Below are 14779 nucleotides of genomic sequence, written 5' to 3' on the forward strand. Positions count from 1 at the left end.
GCTTCGGCTGGACGCGGCGGGCACGCTTCGGCTGGACGCGGCGGGCACGCTTCGGCTGGACGCGGCGGGCACGCTTCGGCTGGACGCGGCGGGCACGCTTCGGCTGGACGCGGCGGGCACGCTTCGGCTGGACGCGGCGGGCACGCTTCGGCTGGACGCGGCGGGCACGCTTCGGCTGGACGCGGCGGGCACGCTTCGGCTGGACGCGGCGGGCAGGCTTCACCTGATGGCCGGGAGAGGGTTCCGGACGATGGTCGGGAGCGGGTGTCGGGAGGTGAGCGGTCGCGGGGGGTGTTGGTGGGGATGGCTGTTGTGAGTTTTGTGGGGGCGACCGGGCTGCTTGGGGCGGCTGGGTGGCTCTTGCTCCGATGACACGAGCCGATGCTTTGGTGACTCGGGCCAATCAGGCTCGGGTTCGGCGGTTGGTGGGGGCGCTCGCGGTCACGACCACGGTTGGGTACGGGGTGCTGACGTATGCGTTCAGCGTGTTGCTGGGGCCGATGAGTCGGGAGTTGGGCATCTCGACGACCACTGCGGTTGGGGCGTCGACCACTGCGGTGCTGGTGAGTGGGCTGATGTCGATTCCGGTTGGTCGATGGCTGGATGCACGGGGCGGACGTGGGCTGATGACGTCAGGGTCGGTCGTGGCGTCGCTCGCCGTACTGGGGTGGTCGCAGGTGCAGAGCACTGGGCAGTTGTACGGCGTGTTCGTGGCGATCGGGATTGCGTCGGCGATGGTGTTGTATCCGCCGGCGTTTGCGGTGGTGGTTGCTGTGGCAGCGCCGGCGTCGCGGACGAACGCGATCCTTACCATCACGCTGGTTGGCGGACTCGCTAGTTCGATCTTCCTGCCTTTGACCGGCCATCTCGTGCACGGGTACGGCTGGCGTACCACGCTCGTTGTGCTGGCTGGTCTGCTCGCTGTGACCACGGTGCCGCTGCATCTGTTCGCCGTACGGCGGATTGCGTCGCGGCCCGTGCTCACTGGCCAGCGGACCGGGGCACCTGCGCGGGTGCTGCGGGATCCGGGGTTCTGGTTGCTGGCCGGCGCGTTCGTTGTGCACAGTGCGGCGCTGGCGGTGATCTCAGTGCATCTCGTGCTGTACCTGATCAGCCTGGGGCATCCGCCTGCCCGGGCTGCGACGCTGGCTGGATTGCTGGGGCTGTTGTCGGTGACGGGGCGGCTGGTGACGAGTGTGTCGGCGCGGTGGTTGCCGATGGCGACGATCACTGCGGGGATCCTGCTGTTGCAGGGGGTGGCGATCTCGCTGTTGCCGGTGGTTGGGCGGCACATCGGTGGAGCGGTCGGGTGTCTGGTGCTGTTCGGGCTGGGGTTCGGAGTGTCGTCGATCGCGACGCCGGCGATTCTGCTCGATCGGTACGGCGCTACCGGGTTCGGCACCATCTCGGGGATGCTGACGACGCCGACAACGATCGCGAAGGCGCTCGGGCCGTTGGGTGGGGCCGCGCTGGCCGAAGCGCTCGGGTACCGCCCGCTCATCCTGACCGTCGCCGTGGCCTGCGCGGTCGCGGCCGTCGCGCTCGCCCTCACCCGGCGGATGACACCCCGCCGAGTGACCAGGATGTGACCTAGGTTGTGGTGTGGGTTGTGGGGAGAGGCATACTTGAACCACGAGTGAACCCACTCGCGTGCTCCGGGGTCGGTGTAATTCCGAGCCGGCGGTGACAGTCCGCGACCCGGCCGCTGCGGTTTGGCGGTTGGTTGATCTGGTGGAATTCCAGGACCGACGGTGAAAGTCCGGATGGGAGGCGCACGCGATCGGCGGGTGCGCTCTGGCGTCCGGTGACGCGGCCCGCGGTGGGCAGCGATCCGGCGGGTAGCGACCCAGACGGGTAGCAAGCAGGCCCGCGCGGAGCACCCCGGACGGCAGCGCGTGTGTGCCGGTTGTCATGGCCCCGGTAGTGCGTCCGTGACAACGAGGGGCCGTAGTGAGCAACGCTTCGCCGATTGACGTCGCCTGGATGCGGCGTGCGATCGAGTTGGCCGCGAAAGGTATCGGCGGCACGCATCCCAATCCGGTGGTCGGCTGTGTGATCACCGGCCGGGACGGGCATCCGGTGGGCGAGGGCTTCCATGCTGTTGCCGGTGGCCCGCACGCCGAGGTCGAGGCCCTGCGGATGGCGGGGCCGCTTGCCCGTGGCGGTACGGCGTACGTGACGCTGGAGCCCTGTAATCACACCGGACGGACCGGGCCGTGTGCCGATGCGCTGATCGAGGCCGGCATCACCCGCGTGGTGTACGCCGTACCCGACCCGAACAACCAGGCTGCCGGTGGCGCCGAGAAGCTCAAGCGCAAGAACATCCGGGTCGAGCAGGGCGTCCTGCAAGCCGAGGCCGAGGCGGTCAACCAGGTCTGGCTGCACAGCGTGCGGGTGGGCCGGCCGTTCGTCACCTGGAAGTTCGCCACCACGCTCGACGGGCGGTCGGCGGCTCCGGACGGTACCAGCCGGTGGATCACCGGCCCGATCGCCCGAGCTGACGTCCACCGGCTCCGGGCCGAGTGCGACGCCATCGCGGTCGGTACCCAGACCGTCCTGGACGACGATCCCGAACTCACGGTCCGCGACGAAAACGACGTACCGGCCGAGCGGCAGCCGTTGCGGGTCGTCGTCGGCGATCGCGAGATCCCACCGACCGCCCGGGTCCGCAACGACCGCGCGGAGACTCTGCTCCTGCCTACCCACGATCCCGCCGAGGTCCTCCGGCAGTTGGACGACCGGCAGATCCGGCACCTCTGGCTCGAAGGCGGCCCGACACTGGCCGCCGCGTTCCTCCGCGCCCAGCTCGTCGACCAGATCGTCGCGTACGTCGCCCCGGCCGTTCTCGGCTCCGGGTACGCCGCGATCGGTGACCTGGGCGCGGAATCGATCGACCACCTGCGGCGGTTCAAGCTAGCGGACGTCACCCGCCTCGGCGACGACGTCCGGCTGATCCTGACGCCGCTCGATTCGCAAAGGAAGCACTGAATGTTCACCGGAATCGTCGAGGAGCTCGGCACCGTCGAAGCGCTCGACCTGCTCGAAGGTGACGCCGCCCGGCTCACCATCCGCGGCCCGAAGGTGACCGAGGACGCCGGACACGGCGACTCGATCGCGGTCAACGGCTGCTGCCTGACCGTGGTCGAGACCGGCGACGGCACGTTCACCGCCGACGTGATGCGCGAGACGCTCGAGCGCACCAGCCTGGGCCAGGCGACCAAGGGGTCGCAGGTCAACCTGGAGCGCGCGATCGCCGCCCACGAGCGGCTCGGCGGACACATCGTCCAGGGCCACGTCGACGGCGTCGGCACGATCGCGAGCCGGACACCGTCCGAGCACTGGGAGAACGTCCGCGTCGCCGCACCCGCGAACATCCTCCGGTACGTCGCCGAGAAGGGCTCGATCGCCATCGACGGCGTCTCGCTGACCGTCACCGACGTGGACGACGCGACCGGGACGTTCGGGGTCAGCCTCATTCCGACCACGCTCGAACTCACCGTCCTGGGCCGCAACCAGGTCGGCGACACCGTCAACCTGGAGGTCGACGTGATCGCGAAGTACGTCGAGCGCCTGCTCAACGGAGGCACCAAGTGAACCCGGTCGACTGGCTGTTGCACGCCCAGGTGACGATCGCCGGCTCGCCCGTACTGGTCCGCGAGATCGTCGGCAACGTCTTCGGCCTCGGCAGCGCCCTGTTCGGCATGCGCCGGCTCGTCGCCGCGTGGCCGGTCGGCATCGTCGGCAACGTCTTGCTGTTCACCGTCTTCGTCGGCGGGATCTTCGACACCCCGCAGGACAAGGACCTCTGGGGCCAGGCCGGCCGCCAGGTGTTCTTCGCGATCATCAGCCTCTACGGCTGGTACCGCTGGTACCAGACGCGCCACCACGGTTCCGCCACGGCGGTCCAGCCGCGCTGGGCGACCGCGCGCGAGCGGCTCGAGCTGCTCGGCATCGGGGTCGTCCTCTACGCGATCGCGTACTTCGTTCTGCGCGAACTGGGCTCGTGGGGTCCGCAGTGGGACGCGTGGATCCTGACCGGCTCGATCCTGGCGACGTACGGGATGGCGCGCGGATTCGTCGAGTTCTGGCTGATCTGGATCGCCGTCGACGTGGTCGGCGTACCGCTGCTGGTACAGGCGAAGTTCTACCCGTCGGCGACGATGTACGTCGTCTACGGACTGTTCTGCGTGATCGGTTTCGCGTCCTGGTGGCAGATCCAGAACCGTGAGCGCACCTCGACTCCCGAACCAGTGGTGGTGGGTTGACATGGGTGACGTACTGAAGCTCGACACGATCGAGCACGCGATCGACGAGATCCGGGCCGGACGGCCGGTGATCGTGGTCGACGACGAGGACCGCGAGAACGAGGGCGACCTGATCTTCGCCGCGTCCAAGGCGACGCCGGAGCTGCTGGCGTTCCTGATCCGGTACAGCTCCGGCGTGGTCTGTGTCCCGATGGAGGGTGCGGAGCTCGACCGGCTCGGGATCCCGCTGATGACTCCGCACAACCGGGAGCGGATGCGTACGGCGTACACGATTTCCGTGGATGCTCGCGACGGCATCAGCACCGGGATCTCGGCGGCCGACCGGGCCCGGACGATCCGGGTGCTGGCTGACTCCGCGACCGAGTCGTACGACCTGGTCCAGCCCGGTCACGTGTTCCCGTTGCGCGGGCGCGAGGGCGGCGTACTGGTTCGGCCCGGGCACACCGAGGCGTCGATCGACCTGGCCCGGATGGCCGGGCTGACGCCGGCTGCGGTGATCTCCGAGCTGGTGAACGACGACGGCACGATGAAGCGCGGCCCGCAGCTGCGGGCGTTCGCCGACGAGCACGACCTGGTGCTGGTGTCGATCGACGACCTGATCCGCTACCGGCGTCTGACCGAGTCGCAGATCCAGCGCGTCGCAACGACCACGCTGCCGACCCAGTACGGCGATTTTGTTGCCCACGGCTACCGGAACATCGTCGATGGGTCGGAGCAGCTGGCGTTGGTACGCGGAGAGATCGGTGATGGGCCGACGCTGGTACGGCTGCACTCTGAGTGCCTGACCGGTGATGTGTTCGGGTCGCTGCGGTGTGACTGTGGGCCGCAGCTGGACGAGGCGATGCGGCAGGTTGCGGCTGAGGGTGGCGTCGTCGTATATCTGCGCGGTCATGAGGGTCGCGGGATCGGGCTGCTGCACAAGCTGCAGGCGTACGAGTTGCAGGACGCGGGCCGGGACACGGTCGACGCGAACCTGGACCTCGGGCTGCCGGCGGATGCTCGCGACTATGGAACCGGGGCGCAGATCCTTGCCGATCTGGGGGTGAAGGAAGTGCGATTGCTGACGAACAACCCCGACAAGCTGGCCGGGGTGCAGGGCTACGGCATCGACGTGGTCGAGCGTCGCGGCATCTCGATCGACCCGACCGAGCACAACCTGCGGTACCTGCGCACCAAGCGCGACCGGATGGGCCACCACCTGCCGGGTGGCGTACTGACCGAAGAGAACGGAGCCGGCTGATGTCGGGCAGTGGAGCACCAACCATCGAGGTCGTCCGGGCGGAAGGCGCCCGGGTCGCGGTCGTCGCCGCCCAGTGGCACCCGAAGGTCACCGACGCCCTGGTCGCCGGCGCTCTGCGCGCGCTCGATGACTCGGGCGTCACGGACTACACCGTGATCCGGGTGCCGGGATCCTTCGAGCTCCCGGTCGCGTCATTGCACGCGGCAAAGAACGGGTACGACGCGGTTGTCGCGCTCGGCGTGGTGATCCGTGGGGACACGCCGCACTTCGAGTACGTGTGCCAGGCAGCGACCGAGGGCCTCATGCAAGTCGGCGTGAGTACGGGCATCCCGATCGGCTTCGGCGTACTCACCTGCGACAACGACCCCCAGGCCCTGGACCGAGCCGGCCTCCCCGACAGCCGGGAAGACAAAGGCTACGAGGCAACCCAAGCAGCCCTCTGCACCCTGGTCGCCATCCGCGAGCTGTAGTGCGATTGGTCGAGTCGTGAATCGGTGGTCGGGATGAGGCCTTCTCGCCGACCCCGATCCACGACTCGATGCCTGAAAGAATGTGCGGTTGGGCGGGCAGTGCGTGGGAGTGGCCACGCCTACTTGATCCGGGTGTGTTGCATTTTCCAGTTGGGGAGCCAGGTTTTGCCGCCGTCGGTGGAGAAGGATTGCTCCCAGGCGGCTTTGTCGACGCCTGGGGTCCAGAGGAAGCGGACGTCGATGGGCTGACCGTCCCAGATATCCGGGCCCTCGAAGGTCCCGGTGCCGTCCTCGGCGAAGGAGCCGATGACGGGGGTCTCCAGTTGGCCGCGGAGGCTGTTGATCCAGTGGATGGCCCAGGTCTTCGACTCGGGGTTGTAGATGCGGAGGGTTGCGCCGCGGAAGCCCTCGGTCGGGAACCAGCCCTCGTCGAAGCTGATCGCTCCGTCGAAGTACGTCGTGACTTCCATCTCGGACTGCATGTCGTACCACTCGGCCGGCTCGCCCAACACAGGCTTGCGGCGGCTGTTGTGCATGTCCCAGCGACCGACGAGGAAGTCGAAATCACCGGTCTCCTTGGGGATGTCGAGGGCGGGTGGGGGCGTGGGCCGGCGGGTGAAGTCCATGATCCAGTTGGTTTCCCAGGTCTCGCCGCCGTCGTTGGAGTACGCCTGCTCCCAGTGCGCGGTCTCCGCGGTGATGTCCGACCATTCGTAGCTGCAGAGGATCGGCTTCCCGTCGAGTTCGTCCTCACCGACCAGCCGGCAGGTCGAGCCGTCCTCCGACCAGCCGCCGCGCACCGGGGGATAGAGCTGCATCGTGGTGCTGTTGATCCACCAGATGCTCCACTCCTTGGCGACCGGGTCGAACAACCGCACCGACAGGCCGTACGACCCTTTCGTCGGGAAGCGCATCTCGTCGATGCTGATCGCCCCGTCGAAGTACGTGTGTGCCGTCGTCGTCCCGTCGTACTCCAGCCACTCGTCGCTGCCGGCGAAGGCTTGCTTCAAGGTTCGGTGCCGAACGTCGAAGTACCCGTTGAGGAAGTCGAAGTCGCCGGTCACCTTGGTCCATGTCGTCATGCAGCCAAGCTTCGTTGCCATACCTGACAGGTCATGGCAGTGTTTGCGGCTAACCTCGGAGCATGCGTTCGAGTCGGTTGCTGTCGATCCTGCTGTTGCTGCAGACGCGGCGGCAGTTGACCGCGCGTGAGCTCGCCGACGAACTCGAGGTGTCGCTGCGCACCATCTACCGCGACGTCGAGGCGCTCGCGGCGGCCGGTGTTCCGGTGTACGCCGATCAGGGGCGGGCCGGCGGTTATCGGCTGGTCGAGGGGTACCGGACCAGGCTGACCGGACTCACCGAGCAGGAGGCGGCCGCGCTGTTCCTGGTCGGCCTGCCGGGCGCGGCCGCGGCGTTCGGGTTGACCGCGGAGACGAGCGGGGCCGAGCTGAAGCTGCTGGCCGCGCTGGCGCCGGACCAGCGGGATCGCGCGGGTCGGCTGAAGAACCGCTTCCACCTCGACCTGCCCGCCTGGTACCAGGACGCCGAGAACTCACCGCATCTCGCCGCCGTCGCCGACGCCGTACTGCACGACCGCCGGATCAAGGTGCTCTACCGCCGATGGGAGGAGCCGCGCGAGGTCGAACGTGTGCTGGCGCCGTACGGGCTCGTGCTCAAGAACGGCAGTTGGTACGTCGTTTCCGCGACCGCGAACGGGATGCGCACGTACCGGGTCTCCAACATCCTCGAGCTGACGCCGACCGAGGAGGAGTTCGAGCGGACCGAAGGTTTCGACCTCTCGCGGTACTGGCAGGAGCATCTCGATCAGTTCGACCAGGTCCGCTTCACCGCGCACGCCGTACTGCGGGTGTCGGCGCAGTTGGTCGGGCGCATGCATGACGTCTCGTTCCCGCAGTTGGTAAAGGCGGTCGCGGCGGCTGAGCCGGCGGAGGACGGCAGTGTGACGGTCACACTGCCGATCGAGTCGGTGCCGAACGCGGCTGCTGCGTTCTGCCGGTTCGGTGATGCCGTGGAGGTGCTGGAGCCTCCGGAGCTGCGGACCGAGCTGGCGAGGCTCGGCCGCACGCTGTCCGACCTCTACTCCTGAGCCAGCTGGTCGTTGGCCCGCTCACCCGCCTCGCTGCTGCGGCGGAGGAATCCGGCGATCGGGTCGAGCTCGGCCTCGCTGTAGCCGGCCAGGACGTCGTCCATCGCGCCGATCATCGACTGGTAGAGCCGGAACACTTCCATCCCGCGGTCCGGCAGGACGCGGATGGTGACGCTGCGGCGGTCCGCCCGGGCGCGGTCGCGGGCGATCCTTGATCTCGTTCCCGGGGCAGCGACGGTGGCCCGCGTCACTACTTTGCGCCTGTTCCATATCTTATTAGTTCCGTACTATATGAGTTACAGAGCAGATTTCACGGTAGCGCATGAAGGAGTCCGGAATGAAGATCACGGTGCTCGGGGCGACGGGCGGGATCGGCGGTCACGTCGTCCGGCAGGCTCTCGAGGCGGGGCACAAGGTGACGGCGGTGGTGCGTACGTCGTCGGCGTTCGACCTGGAGCATTCGTCGCTGGAGGTGTTCCGGGTGCCCGGGTTGGGCGAGGCGGAGCCGCTGCGGGAGGCGGTGGACGGGAGCGGGGCGGTCATCTCCGGGGTGGGGGCGCGCGGGCGCAAGGACGGGCCGGTCGCGTCGGAGAGCACGCGTTCCATGCTCGCCGCGCTGTCGGCGGTCGGCGTACGGCGGTTTGTCGCGGTGAGCGCCGCGCCGATCGGACCAGTGCTGGCGGACGAAAGCTTCCTCAACCGGCGGGTGGTGTACCCGATGATCAACGCCTTCGCCGCCGATGTGTACGCCGATCTGCGCGTGATGGAGGCGGACATCATGAGCAGCTCAGCCGCGTGGACGATCGTCCGCCCGCCGAAGCTCACGAACAAAGCGCTGACCGGGACGTATCGGACGGTTGTCGGCGGGACGGTCACGCGGGGGTATCTGATCTCGCGGGCCGACGTGGCTCACCTGATGCTCGCGGTGCTCGACGATCCGGCAACGATCAACCAGCCGGTCGGGTTGGCGTACTGATGACCCGGGTCGTGCGTGGGGTGAGTCTGCTGTTCAGCGGGCTCTTCGCCGGCTTCTTGCTGTGTGTGCTGGTGCTCGAGAACTCGTTGCGCCAGTTCGATGCGTCGGTCTACACGCAGGTCCGGCTGGTCGAGCTGGACCGACTGGACACGCTCGCGTCGGTGACCCTGATCCCGGCGATCGTGACCACGGTCGTGCTCGCAATCCGGGCCCGAGGCAACGATAGACGGGTGGTGCTCGTGGCGATCGCGCTGCTGCTGGTCGTGTTCGCAACGACCCTCGCGATCAACCTGCCGATCAACGCGGACCAGTCGTCGTGGTCGGTGCCGAACCCGCCGGCCGACTGGTCCAGCGTGCGCGACCGCTGGCAGGTCGCACATCTGATCCGCACCGCCGCCGCCCTGCTCGCCTTCGGCTCGCTGATCGGCTCCGCGGTCACCCACCGAACCCCCACGAAGCACCGCACCCCACGCACCGCTGTGCCCGCCTAGTCCCACCTCGACCTTGAGCACCCACCAACCACTTCCAGGCGCCGAAAGTGGTTGTTGGGTTCTCAAGGTGGAGCCGCGGGGCGGATCAGCGAAGTACGCCGGCCGACCTCAACCGCTCGATGATGAGGTCGTGGGGGACGGCTCGGGCGCTGTTGCCGCGGTGGCCGGTGGTGGTGCGGGCCATCGTCAGGGAGTTGAGGAGGGCTTCCTCGACGGACTCGGTGACAGCTTGGAACGGGCCGCGCAGGTCACGGTCGGCGTAGGCGGGGGTGCGGTTGGTGGTGAAGGCGATCGCGTAGTCGCCGCTGCCCGGGGCGTAGTCGGAGCCGACACGGGCGAGCGCGAAGATCGCCCGGCGCGCGAGCCGGCCGAGTTGGCGGGCGTCGAGCGGGAGGTCGGTGGCGACGACGATCATGCAGGAGTTTCCGTCCGCGTCGAGTGGCTGAGCCGGGATCGGCGTGCCGAGAACCGTGAGCAGACCGGAGAAGTTGGACTGAACCAAAGCGCCGACCGTCGCCGCGGCGGCTGCGGGAGAGGCGGCGCTGGGTGCGGTGGGGGTGAGGGTGCGGGAGGCGGTGCCGATTCCGGCTTTGAAGCCTAGGGCGGTGGTGCCGGTCCCGGCTCCGGCACAGCCTTCGGTCGGGAGGATGGGGGAGGCTGTGTCCAGGGCGGCGTGGACGTGCTCGGGAGTGATGGGGCGGCGGCGGATGTCGGAGAGGTAGCCGTCGTTGGTTTCGCCGACGACCGGGTTGAGGCTGGTCGCCTGCGGATCGCGCTCGAGCAGCCAGGTCAGCAACGCGTCCGCGACCCGGAAGACGCTCAACGTCGCGGTGAGCAAGATCGGAGTCTCGATCACACCGAGTTCGCCGACCTGGGTGGAGCCGACGAGCTTCCCGTACCCGTTGCCGACCGCAACCGCCGCCGGCAGCCCGTCGGCGTACCCATCCGGCACGATCGCGGTCACCCCGGTGTTCAGGTCATCGGAGGAGATAGTGGTCTGCCCAACCCGCACACCTGGTACGTCGGTGATCGCGTTGAGCGGACCGGTCGGCAGGGTGCCGACGACAACGCCGAGGTCACGGGCTCTCCGGGGTGTCTGCATGGAGATATCGTCAGCCAGGTGCTCGAACACCTGACCGGCCGGGTCTGGATCTACCCCCACGACCCCGACCCGGATGCGATCCGCCCGTCCGTCGCCGTCATCGCTGACGACCGCGGCTCTGTCCTGATCGACGCGGGCAACAGCCCCGAACACGCCCGCTCCCTCAGTACGGCGATCGCCGCGGCCGGACTGCCCGCGCCGAAGTGGCTCGTCTACACCCACCACCACTGGGACCACACATGGGGCGCCTGCGCCTGGCCGGACGACGTGACCGTCGTGGCTCACACGTCAGCCGTCGAGCTCCTCCAAGCCGAAGCCGACCGCCCGTGGAGCCACCGCTACCTCCACGACGAGGTCCGGGCCAACCCCGAACTCGCCGCCAGTTTCCGCGCCCGCGCCTTGGCCGTCCCCGACTGGACCGGCTTCCGCATCGTCCTTCCCCACCAGACCTTCGACGACACGCTGACTCTCCCGACCGGCGTCGTACTCCGCCATGTCGGTGGCAACCACGCCCCAGACTCCCTGATCGCGGTCGACTCCGGCGTCGTTCTCGTCGGCGACGCCTTCTACCCGCCGCCGTTCCACCTGCGCACCCCTGACGACACCCTCGACTACGCGATGGTCAAGCAACTCCTGTCCGAGCGCCACGCCTACTACGTCGACGCGCATTCGCCGCCACGCACCCGGAGCGCCGCCCTACTTGGGCTGTAGCGGAGACCTGTCACCCACGAACCACAGGTGGCCGAAGGGATCCAGGAAGGTGCCCTGCCGGTGCACGCCCCAGGGCATCAGGTGGTCTCGGACCGGGTCCCCTCGCCCGTCGGCCCCTGCGTCCACAGCGCGCTGGACGAAGCTGTCCGGATCGTCCACGAACACCTCGACCCGCACCGTCGGGAGGCCGACCGTGGCCGGTGTGGCCCACCCGTTGTTGCTCGGCTCGCCGAGGAAGGAGGCTGCGCCGCCGACGCTCAAGCCGATCACGCTGCCCAGGTTCCACAGCTCCACGGCTCCGAGGGCCCGGGCATACCACTCCGCCGCGGCCGGTGCATCAGGCACCGCCAGCATCACCGAGATCTGCGCGTGTTCGTCCACGACTCCAGTAACCCACAGAACGGGTCCGCCTACCGGACCTGGGGAGGATGCCGCCGCAGCGGCCCCGTAGGCTGGGCGGGCGATGAAGAGTTTTGAGGAGCTGTTTGCCGAGCTGGGTGAGAAGGCGGCGACGCGGCCGGAGGGTTCCGGGACCGTGGCGGCGCTGGACGCCGGCGTGCACTCGATCGGCAAGAAGCTGGTCGAGGAAGCCGCCGAGTCCTGGATGGCTGCCGAGTACGAGAGCAAGGACCGGGCCGCGGAGGAGCTGTCACAGCTGCTCTACCACGCCCAGGTGATGATGCACGCGCTCGGACTGGACCTCGACGACGTGTACCGACATCTGTAGGAGCGCCCCGACAGACACCGGTTCACCTCTTCGAAGAAAGGGCAGTGCCATGCTGCGCGTCGCAGTACCCAACAAGGGCTCGCTGAGCGAGGCCGCCATCGAGATGCTCACCGAGGCCGGCTACAAGCAGCGCCGGACCACCAAGGACCTCACGCTCACCGACACGGCCAACGAGGTCGAGTTCTACTACCTGCGCCCGCGTGACATCGCCGTGTACGTCGGCGCAGGCACCCTCGACGTCGGGATCTCCGGCCGCGACCTGGTGCTCGACTCGCACGCGGACGCCGACGTGATCATGGGCCTCGGGTTCGGCTCGTCCACGTTCCGGTTCGCCGGCCGGCCGGGTGCCGCCGACTCGATCAAGGACCTGGCCGGCAAGCGCATCGCCACGTCGTACGCCGGGGTGCTGCAGGATCACCTGGCCGAGAACGGGGTCGAAGCCGCCGTGGTCCGCCTGGACGGCGCGGTCGAGTCGGCCGTCCAGCTGGGCGTCGCGGACGTGATCGCCGACGTCGTCGAGACCGGTACGACGCTGCGCCAGGCCGGACTGGAAGTGTTCGGCGACCCGATCCTGCAGTCCGAGGCCGTGCTGATCAAGCGGCACGGTGTCGAGACCCCGCCGAACGGGATCCAGCAGCTGGTCCGACGGCTCGAGGGCGTTCTGATCGCCCGCAACTACGTGATGATGGACTACGACATCCGCGCCGAGGATGTCGACGCGGCGACCGCGGTCGCGCCCGGACTCGAGTCGCCGACGGTCTCACCGCTGCACCGGCAGGGCTGGGTCGCCGTCCGGGTGATGGTTCAGCGGGCCGACGCACAGCGATTGATGGACCAACTGTGGGAGGTGGGCGCGCGTGCCATCCTCACCACGGACATCCACGCCTGCCGGATCTGACATGACCGCGCCCGGCCGGCTGTTCAGCTTCCATCCGCGGATCGTGGCGCTCATGTCGGCCGGGATGGGCCTGTCGCTGATCGCGGTCTTCGGGGTGATCTGGTTCCGGTTGCCGGAGAACGCGCGGGACACGTTCAGCTGGTTCCAGCGGCTGACGTTGCTGGCGTTCTTCGGCGCGATCCTGTGGATCCTGTACCGGATGACGACGCTGCGGGTGACGGCGTACGCCGACCGGCTGCACGTGCGCAACGTGTTCAAGTCCTACACGCTGCCCTGGACCGAGGTGTCCGCACTGCGGTTCCGCTCCGGCGACGCCTGGCTCCAGCTCTTCGATGCCGATGGCAACCGGCTCGGGATCCTCGCGGTCCAGGCCGCCGAGGGGCTCCGGGCCGGCCGGGCGGCGAAGGAACTGGCGGCGGTCGCCCGTGAGCACGGCGCCGGCCCGGCCACCAAGCGAACGGACGCCTAGGCGGACACCCGGAACGTCGTCGTGTGCGACTCGCCGGGCTTCAGTACGACGAGGTTCTGCCCGGTGATGAACGCGTTCGGCGGGCAGGTCATCGGCTCGACGGCGAGCGCCGTACGCCCGATCGCGCCGCCGGTGTAAAGCTGCAGCCACGGCGTGTCACTGGACAGGACCGCGCGAGTGCCGGAATCCGGGTCGCTCAAAGTGACCGACCATGAGCCGTCACCGAGCCCGGTGAACGCGTTGTCGATCTCGAGCCCGCCGATCGCCCGGCCCGACCGGAAGTCGTACGGCGATCCGTCCACCGGAGCCAGCCCGATCGGCATCATCCGTTCGGGAGACACCTCGAGCCACTCCGCCGCGCTGAACTCCAGCACGCACTCGTCGATCACCCGGCCGACGCTGAGGTAGGGGTGCGTCCCATACCCGTACGGCGCGTCACTCGTGCCGACGTTGGTCGCGGTGGCGGTCACGGTCAGTCCGTCGTCGCTCAGGCGGTAGCCGAGTCGGAGATCGAGCTGATGGGGGTATCCGGGCTGACCGTGCAGCCGGTGACCCGCCTCGACGCTCGCGGCATCGCCGTCCACCCGGGACCAGTTCGCCCACCGGGTCAGGCCGTGGATCGCGTTCTGCCGGGCCGGCTCGGTCAGGTACAGCTGCTGGTCGATGTCCTCGAACGAGTACTTCCCGTCCGTGATCCGGTTCGGCCACGGGAACATGTGCTGCCCGATCCCCGCGTGCGCCGGCTCGTTCTCGCCGTACCCGAGCAGGACCGGGCGGCGGTTGTACGTCAGCCCGCGCAGGCCACCGCCGACGCTGACCACCGTCGCCTCGTAGCCGCCGGCCTCGATCGTCCACTGCTCCCCGGAGGGCAACACGCTCATACCCCCATCCTGACAAAAGTTCTTCGCGGTCGCTGTCCATCGGGGGCGAACCCGTTCGTGGTGATGCTGTAAACACGCCTACAGGAGGTTCTGATGAAGTACATGCTCTTGATCAACGCCGGTGAGCTCGACCTGAGTGGGGGAGCGGTCGGATGTGAGCCCGAGGACTGGATGCGGTTCGACAAGGAGATCACCGACTCCGGCGTGGTCGTGGCGTCGGAGTCGTTGGCGGACCTGGTCACCGCGACCCGGGTGCAGGTCGCGAACGACGGCAAGCGGACCGTGACGGACGGGCCGTTCGCCGAGACCCGTGAGGTGCTCGGCGGGTTCTACGTGATCGACGTACCCGATCTGGACGTCGCTCTCGACTGGGCGGCCAGGTGCCCGGGCTCGCGGGCCGGCGGCTCGGTGATGGTCCGCCCGGTCGCGGAGTTCTGAC

At 68.6% G+C, this 14779-nt stretch carries 19 protein-coding genes, 1 pseudogene and 1 riboswitch; of the genes and pseudogenes, 15 read left to right on the plus strand and 5 right to left on the minus strand.

The features are described 5' to 3' along the window. From ACZ3HV_RS40895 to ribH, 7 genes and pseudogenes are all read left to right on the plus strand, one after another. A pseudogene (locus ACZ3HV_RS40895) lies at positions 1-316 on the plus strand (hypothetical protein); the annotation flags it as partial. A gap of 73 nt (positions 317-389) precedes the next feature. Then, positions 390-1589 (plus strand): MFS transporter, encoded by a 1200-nt coding sequence (locus ACZ3HV_RS40900; protein ID WP_465692906.1) that lies wholly within the window; start codon positions 390-392, stop codon positions 1587-1589. Positions 1590-1647: 58 nt separating this feature from the next. Continuing rightward, positions 1648-1779: riboswitch (FMN riboswitch) on the plus strand. Positions 1780-1950: 171 nt separating this feature from the next. Continuing rightward, positions 1951-2988: a bifunctional diaminohydroxyphosphoribosylaminopyrimidine deaminase/5-amino-6-(5-phosphoribosylamino)uracil reductase RibD gene (ribD, locus tag ACZ3HV_RS40905; RefSeq protein WP_465692908.1), complete on the plus strand. Its 1038-nt coding sequence runs from the start codon at positions 1951-1953 to the stop codon at positions 2986-2988. Continuing rightward, on the plus strand, positions 2989-3594 hold the full coding sequence (locus ACZ3HV_RS40910) for a riboflavin synthase (protein WP_360365436.1): 606 nt from the start codon (positions 2989-2991) through the stop codon (positions 3592-3594). Then, entirely contained in the window at positions 3591-4265 is a 675-nt protein-coding gene (gene pnuC / locus ACZ3HV_RS40915) for a nicotinamide riboside transporter PnuC (protein WP_465692910.1), read from the plus strand. Before ACZ3HV_RS40910 ends, pnuC begins: the two co-directional genes overlap by 4 nt. A gap of 1 nt (position 4266) precedes the next feature. After that, complete coding sequence (locus ACZ3HV_RS40920) at positions 4267-5505, plus strand: bifunctional 3,4-dihydroxy-2-butanone-4-phosphate synthase/GTP cyclohydrolase II (RefSeq protein WP_360365439.1); 1239 nt, start codon at positions 4267-4269, stop codon at positions 5503-5505. Further along, positions 5505-5975 carry a 6,7-dimethyl-8-ribityllumazine synthase gene (gene ribH, locus ACZ3HV_RS40925; RefSeq protein ID WP_465692912.1) on the plus strand — a complete coding sequence of 157 codons (471 nt, stop codon included), beginning with the start codon at positions 5505-5507 and terminating at the stop codon, positions 5973-5975. The genes ACZ3HV_RS40920 and ribH overlap by 1 nt, the downstream gene beginning before the upstream one ends. A gap of 119 nt (positions 5976-6094) precedes the next feature. Here the strand turns inward: ribH and ACZ3HV_RS40930 are convergent, their stop codons facing one another. Continuing rightward, the gene (locus ACZ3HV_RS40930) at positions 6095-7057 is read right to left on the minus strand and encodes a hypothetical protein (RefSeq protein ID WP_465692914.1); all 963 of its coding nucleotides are present in this window, start codon (positions 7055-7057) and stop codon (positions 6095-6097) included. A 62-nt stretch (positions 7058-7119) separates the two neighbouring features. Between ACZ3HV_RS40930 and ACZ3HV_RS40935 the strand changes: the two genes are divergently transcribed. Then, positions 7120-8085 (plus strand): helix-turn-helix transcriptional regulator, encoded by a 966-nt coding sequence (locus tag ACZ3HV_RS40935; RefSeq protein ID WP_465692916.1) that lies wholly within the window; start codon positions 7120-7122, stop codon positions 8083-8085. On the opposite strand, the gene ACZ3HV_RS40940 is transcribed toward ACZ3HV_RS40935, so the two are convergent. Continuing rightward, on the minus strand, positions 8076-8336 hold the full coding sequence (locus ACZ3HV_RS40940; protein ID WP_465692918.1) for a hypothetical protein: 261 nt from the start codon (positions 8334-8336) through the stop codon (positions 8076-8078). The two genes, ACZ3HV_RS40935 and ACZ3HV_RS40940, sit on opposite strands and share 10 nt — an antisense overlap. 86 nt (positions 8337-8422) lie before the next feature. On the opposite strand from ACZ3HV_RS40940, the gene ACZ3HV_RS40945 reads away from it, so the two are divergent. Both ACZ3HV_RS40945 and ACZ3HV_RS40950 read left to right on the plus strand, forming a co-directional pair. Further along, complete coding sequence (locus ACZ3HV_RS40945; RefSeq protein WP_465692920.1) at positions 8423-9061, plus strand: NAD(P)-dependent oxidoreductase; 639 nt, start codon at positions 8423-8425, stop codon at positions 9059-9061. Then, on the plus strand, positions 9061-9552 hold the full coding sequence (locus ACZ3HV_RS40950) for an anthrone oxygenase family protein (RefSeq protein WP_465692921.1): 492 nt from the start codon (positions 9061-9063) through the stop codon (positions 9550-9552). The genes ACZ3HV_RS40945 and ACZ3HV_RS40950 overlap by 1 nt, the downstream gene beginning before the upstream one ends. Before the next feature lie 85 nt (positions 9553-9637). On the opposite strand, the gene ACZ3HV_RS40955 is transcribed toward ACZ3HV_RS40950, so the two are convergent. After that, complete coding sequence (locus ACZ3HV_RS40955; protein WP_465692922.1) at positions 9638-10654, minus strand: P1 family peptidase; 1017 nt, start codon at positions 10652-10654, stop codon at positions 9638-9640. A gap of 18 nt (positions 10655-10672) precedes the next feature. Here ACZ3HV_RS40955 and ACZ3HV_RS40960 point away from each other — a divergent pair, with 18 nt between their 5' ends. Beyond that, positions 10673-11365, plus strand: a complete 693-nt coding sequence (locus tag ACZ3HV_RS40960) for an MBL fold metallo-hydrolase (RefSeq protein WP_465692924.1) — start codon at positions 10673-10675, stop codon at positions 11363-11365. Here ACZ3HV_RS40960 and ACZ3HV_RS40965 read toward each other — a convergent pair. Next, entirely contained in the window at positions 11351-11746 is a 396-nt protein-coding gene (locus ACZ3HV_RS40965; protein ID WP_465692925.1) for a VOC family protein, read from the minus strand. The genes ACZ3HV_RS40960 and ACZ3HV_RS40965 overlap by 15 nt on opposite strands. 82 nt (positions 11747-11828) lie before the next feature. Between ACZ3HV_RS40965 and ACZ3HV_RS40970 the strand changes: the two genes are divergently transcribed. From ACZ3HV_RS40970 to ACZ3HV_RS40980, 3 genes are read left to right on the plus strand one after another with little or no spacing between them, the layout of a single operon-like run. Further along, positions 11829-12092, plus strand: coding sequence for a phosphoribosyl-ATP diphosphatase (locus ACZ3HV_RS40970; RefSeq protein ID WP_465692927.1), 264 nt, complete (start codon positions 11829-11831; stop codon positions 12090-12092). Positions 12093-12141: 49 nt separating this feature from the next. Beyond that, entirely contained in the window at positions 12142-12990 is an 849-nt protein-coding gene (gene hisG / locus ACZ3HV_RS40975; protein ID WP_465692929.1) for an ATP phosphoribosyltransferase, read from the plus strand. Between the two features lies 1 nt (position 12991). Next, positions 12992-13459 (plus strand): PH domain-containing protein, encoded by a 468-nt coding sequence (locus ACZ3HV_RS40980; protein ID WP_465692931.1) that lies wholly within the window; start codon positions 12992-12994, stop codon positions 13457-13459. On the opposite strand, the gene ACZ3HV_RS40985 is transcribed toward ACZ3HV_RS40980, so the two are convergent. Continuing rightward, complete coding sequence (locus ACZ3HV_RS40985; protein ID WP_465692932.1) at positions 13456-14340, minus strand: aldose 1-epimerase family protein; 885 nt, start codon at positions 14338-14340, stop codon at positions 13456-13458. The two genes, ACZ3HV_RS40980 and ACZ3HV_RS40985, sit on opposite strands and share 4 nt — an antisense overlap. Positions 14341-14433: 93 nt before the next feature. On the opposite strand from ACZ3HV_RS40985, the gene ACZ3HV_RS40990 reads away from it, so the two are divergent. Further along, complete coding sequence (locus ACZ3HV_RS40990) at positions 14434-14778, plus strand: YciI family protein (protein WP_360365459.1); 345 nt, start codon at positions 14434-14436, stop codon at positions 14776-14778. The last annotated feature ends 1 nt before the right edge of the window (position 14779 follow it).

The sequence above is a fragment of the Kribbella sp. NPDC020701 genome, from assembly GCF_055562215.1.

Coding starts and splice junctions, on each gene's coding strand:
- ACZ3HV_RS40950 (WP_465692921.1), top strand. CDS start 9,061: ATGACCCGGGTCGTGCGTGGGGTGAGTCTGCTGTTCAGCGGGCTCTTC.
- ribH (WP_465692912.1), top strand. CDS start 5,505: ATGTCGGGCAGTGGAGCACCAACCATCGAGGTCGTCCGGGCGGAAGGC.
- ACZ3HV_RS40930 (WP_465692914.1), bottom strand. CDS start 7,057: ATGACGACATGGACCAAGGTGACCGGCGACTTCGACTTCCTCAACGGG.
- ACZ3HV_RS40980 (WP_465692931.1), top strand. CDS start 12,992: ATGACCGCGCCCGGCCGGCTGTTCAGCTTCCATCCGCGGATCGTGGCG.
- ACZ3HV_RS40910 (WP_360365436.1), top strand. CDS start 2,989: ATGTTCACCGGAATCGTCGAGGAGCTCGGCACCGTCGAAGCGCTCGAC.
- ACZ3HV_RS40935 (WP_465692916.1), top strand. CDS start 7,120: ATGCGTTCGAGTCGGTTGCTGTCGATCCTGCTGTTGCTGCAGACGCGG.
- ACZ3HV_RS40985 (WP_465692932.1), bottom strand. CDS start 14,340: ATGAGCGTGTTGCCCTCCGGGGAGCAGTGGACGATCGAGGCCGGCGGC.
- ACZ3HV_RS40945 (WP_465692920.1), top strand. CDS start 8,423: ATGAAGATCACGGTGCTCGGGGCGACGGGCGGGATCGGCGGTCACGTC.
- ACZ3HV_RS40970 (WP_465692927.1), top strand. CDS start 11,829: ATGAAGAGTTTTGAGGAGCTGTTTGCCGAGCTGGGTGAGAAGGCGGCG.
- ACZ3HV_RS40990 (WP_360365459.1), top strand. CDS start 14,434: ATGAAGTACATGCTCTTGATCAACGCCGGTGAGCTCGACCTGAGTGGG.
- ACZ3HV_RS40920 (WP_360365439.1), top strand. CDS start 4,267: ATGGGTGACGTACTGAAGCTCGACACGATCGAGCACGCGATCGACGAG.
- hisG (WP_465692929.1), top strand. CDS start 12,142: ATGCTGCGCGTCGCAGTACCCAACAAGGGCTCGCTGAGCGAGGCCGCC.
- ACZ3HV_RS40955 (WP_465692922.1), bottom strand. CDS start 10,654: ATGCAGACACCCCGGAGAGCCCGTGACCTCGGCGTTGTCGTCGGCACC.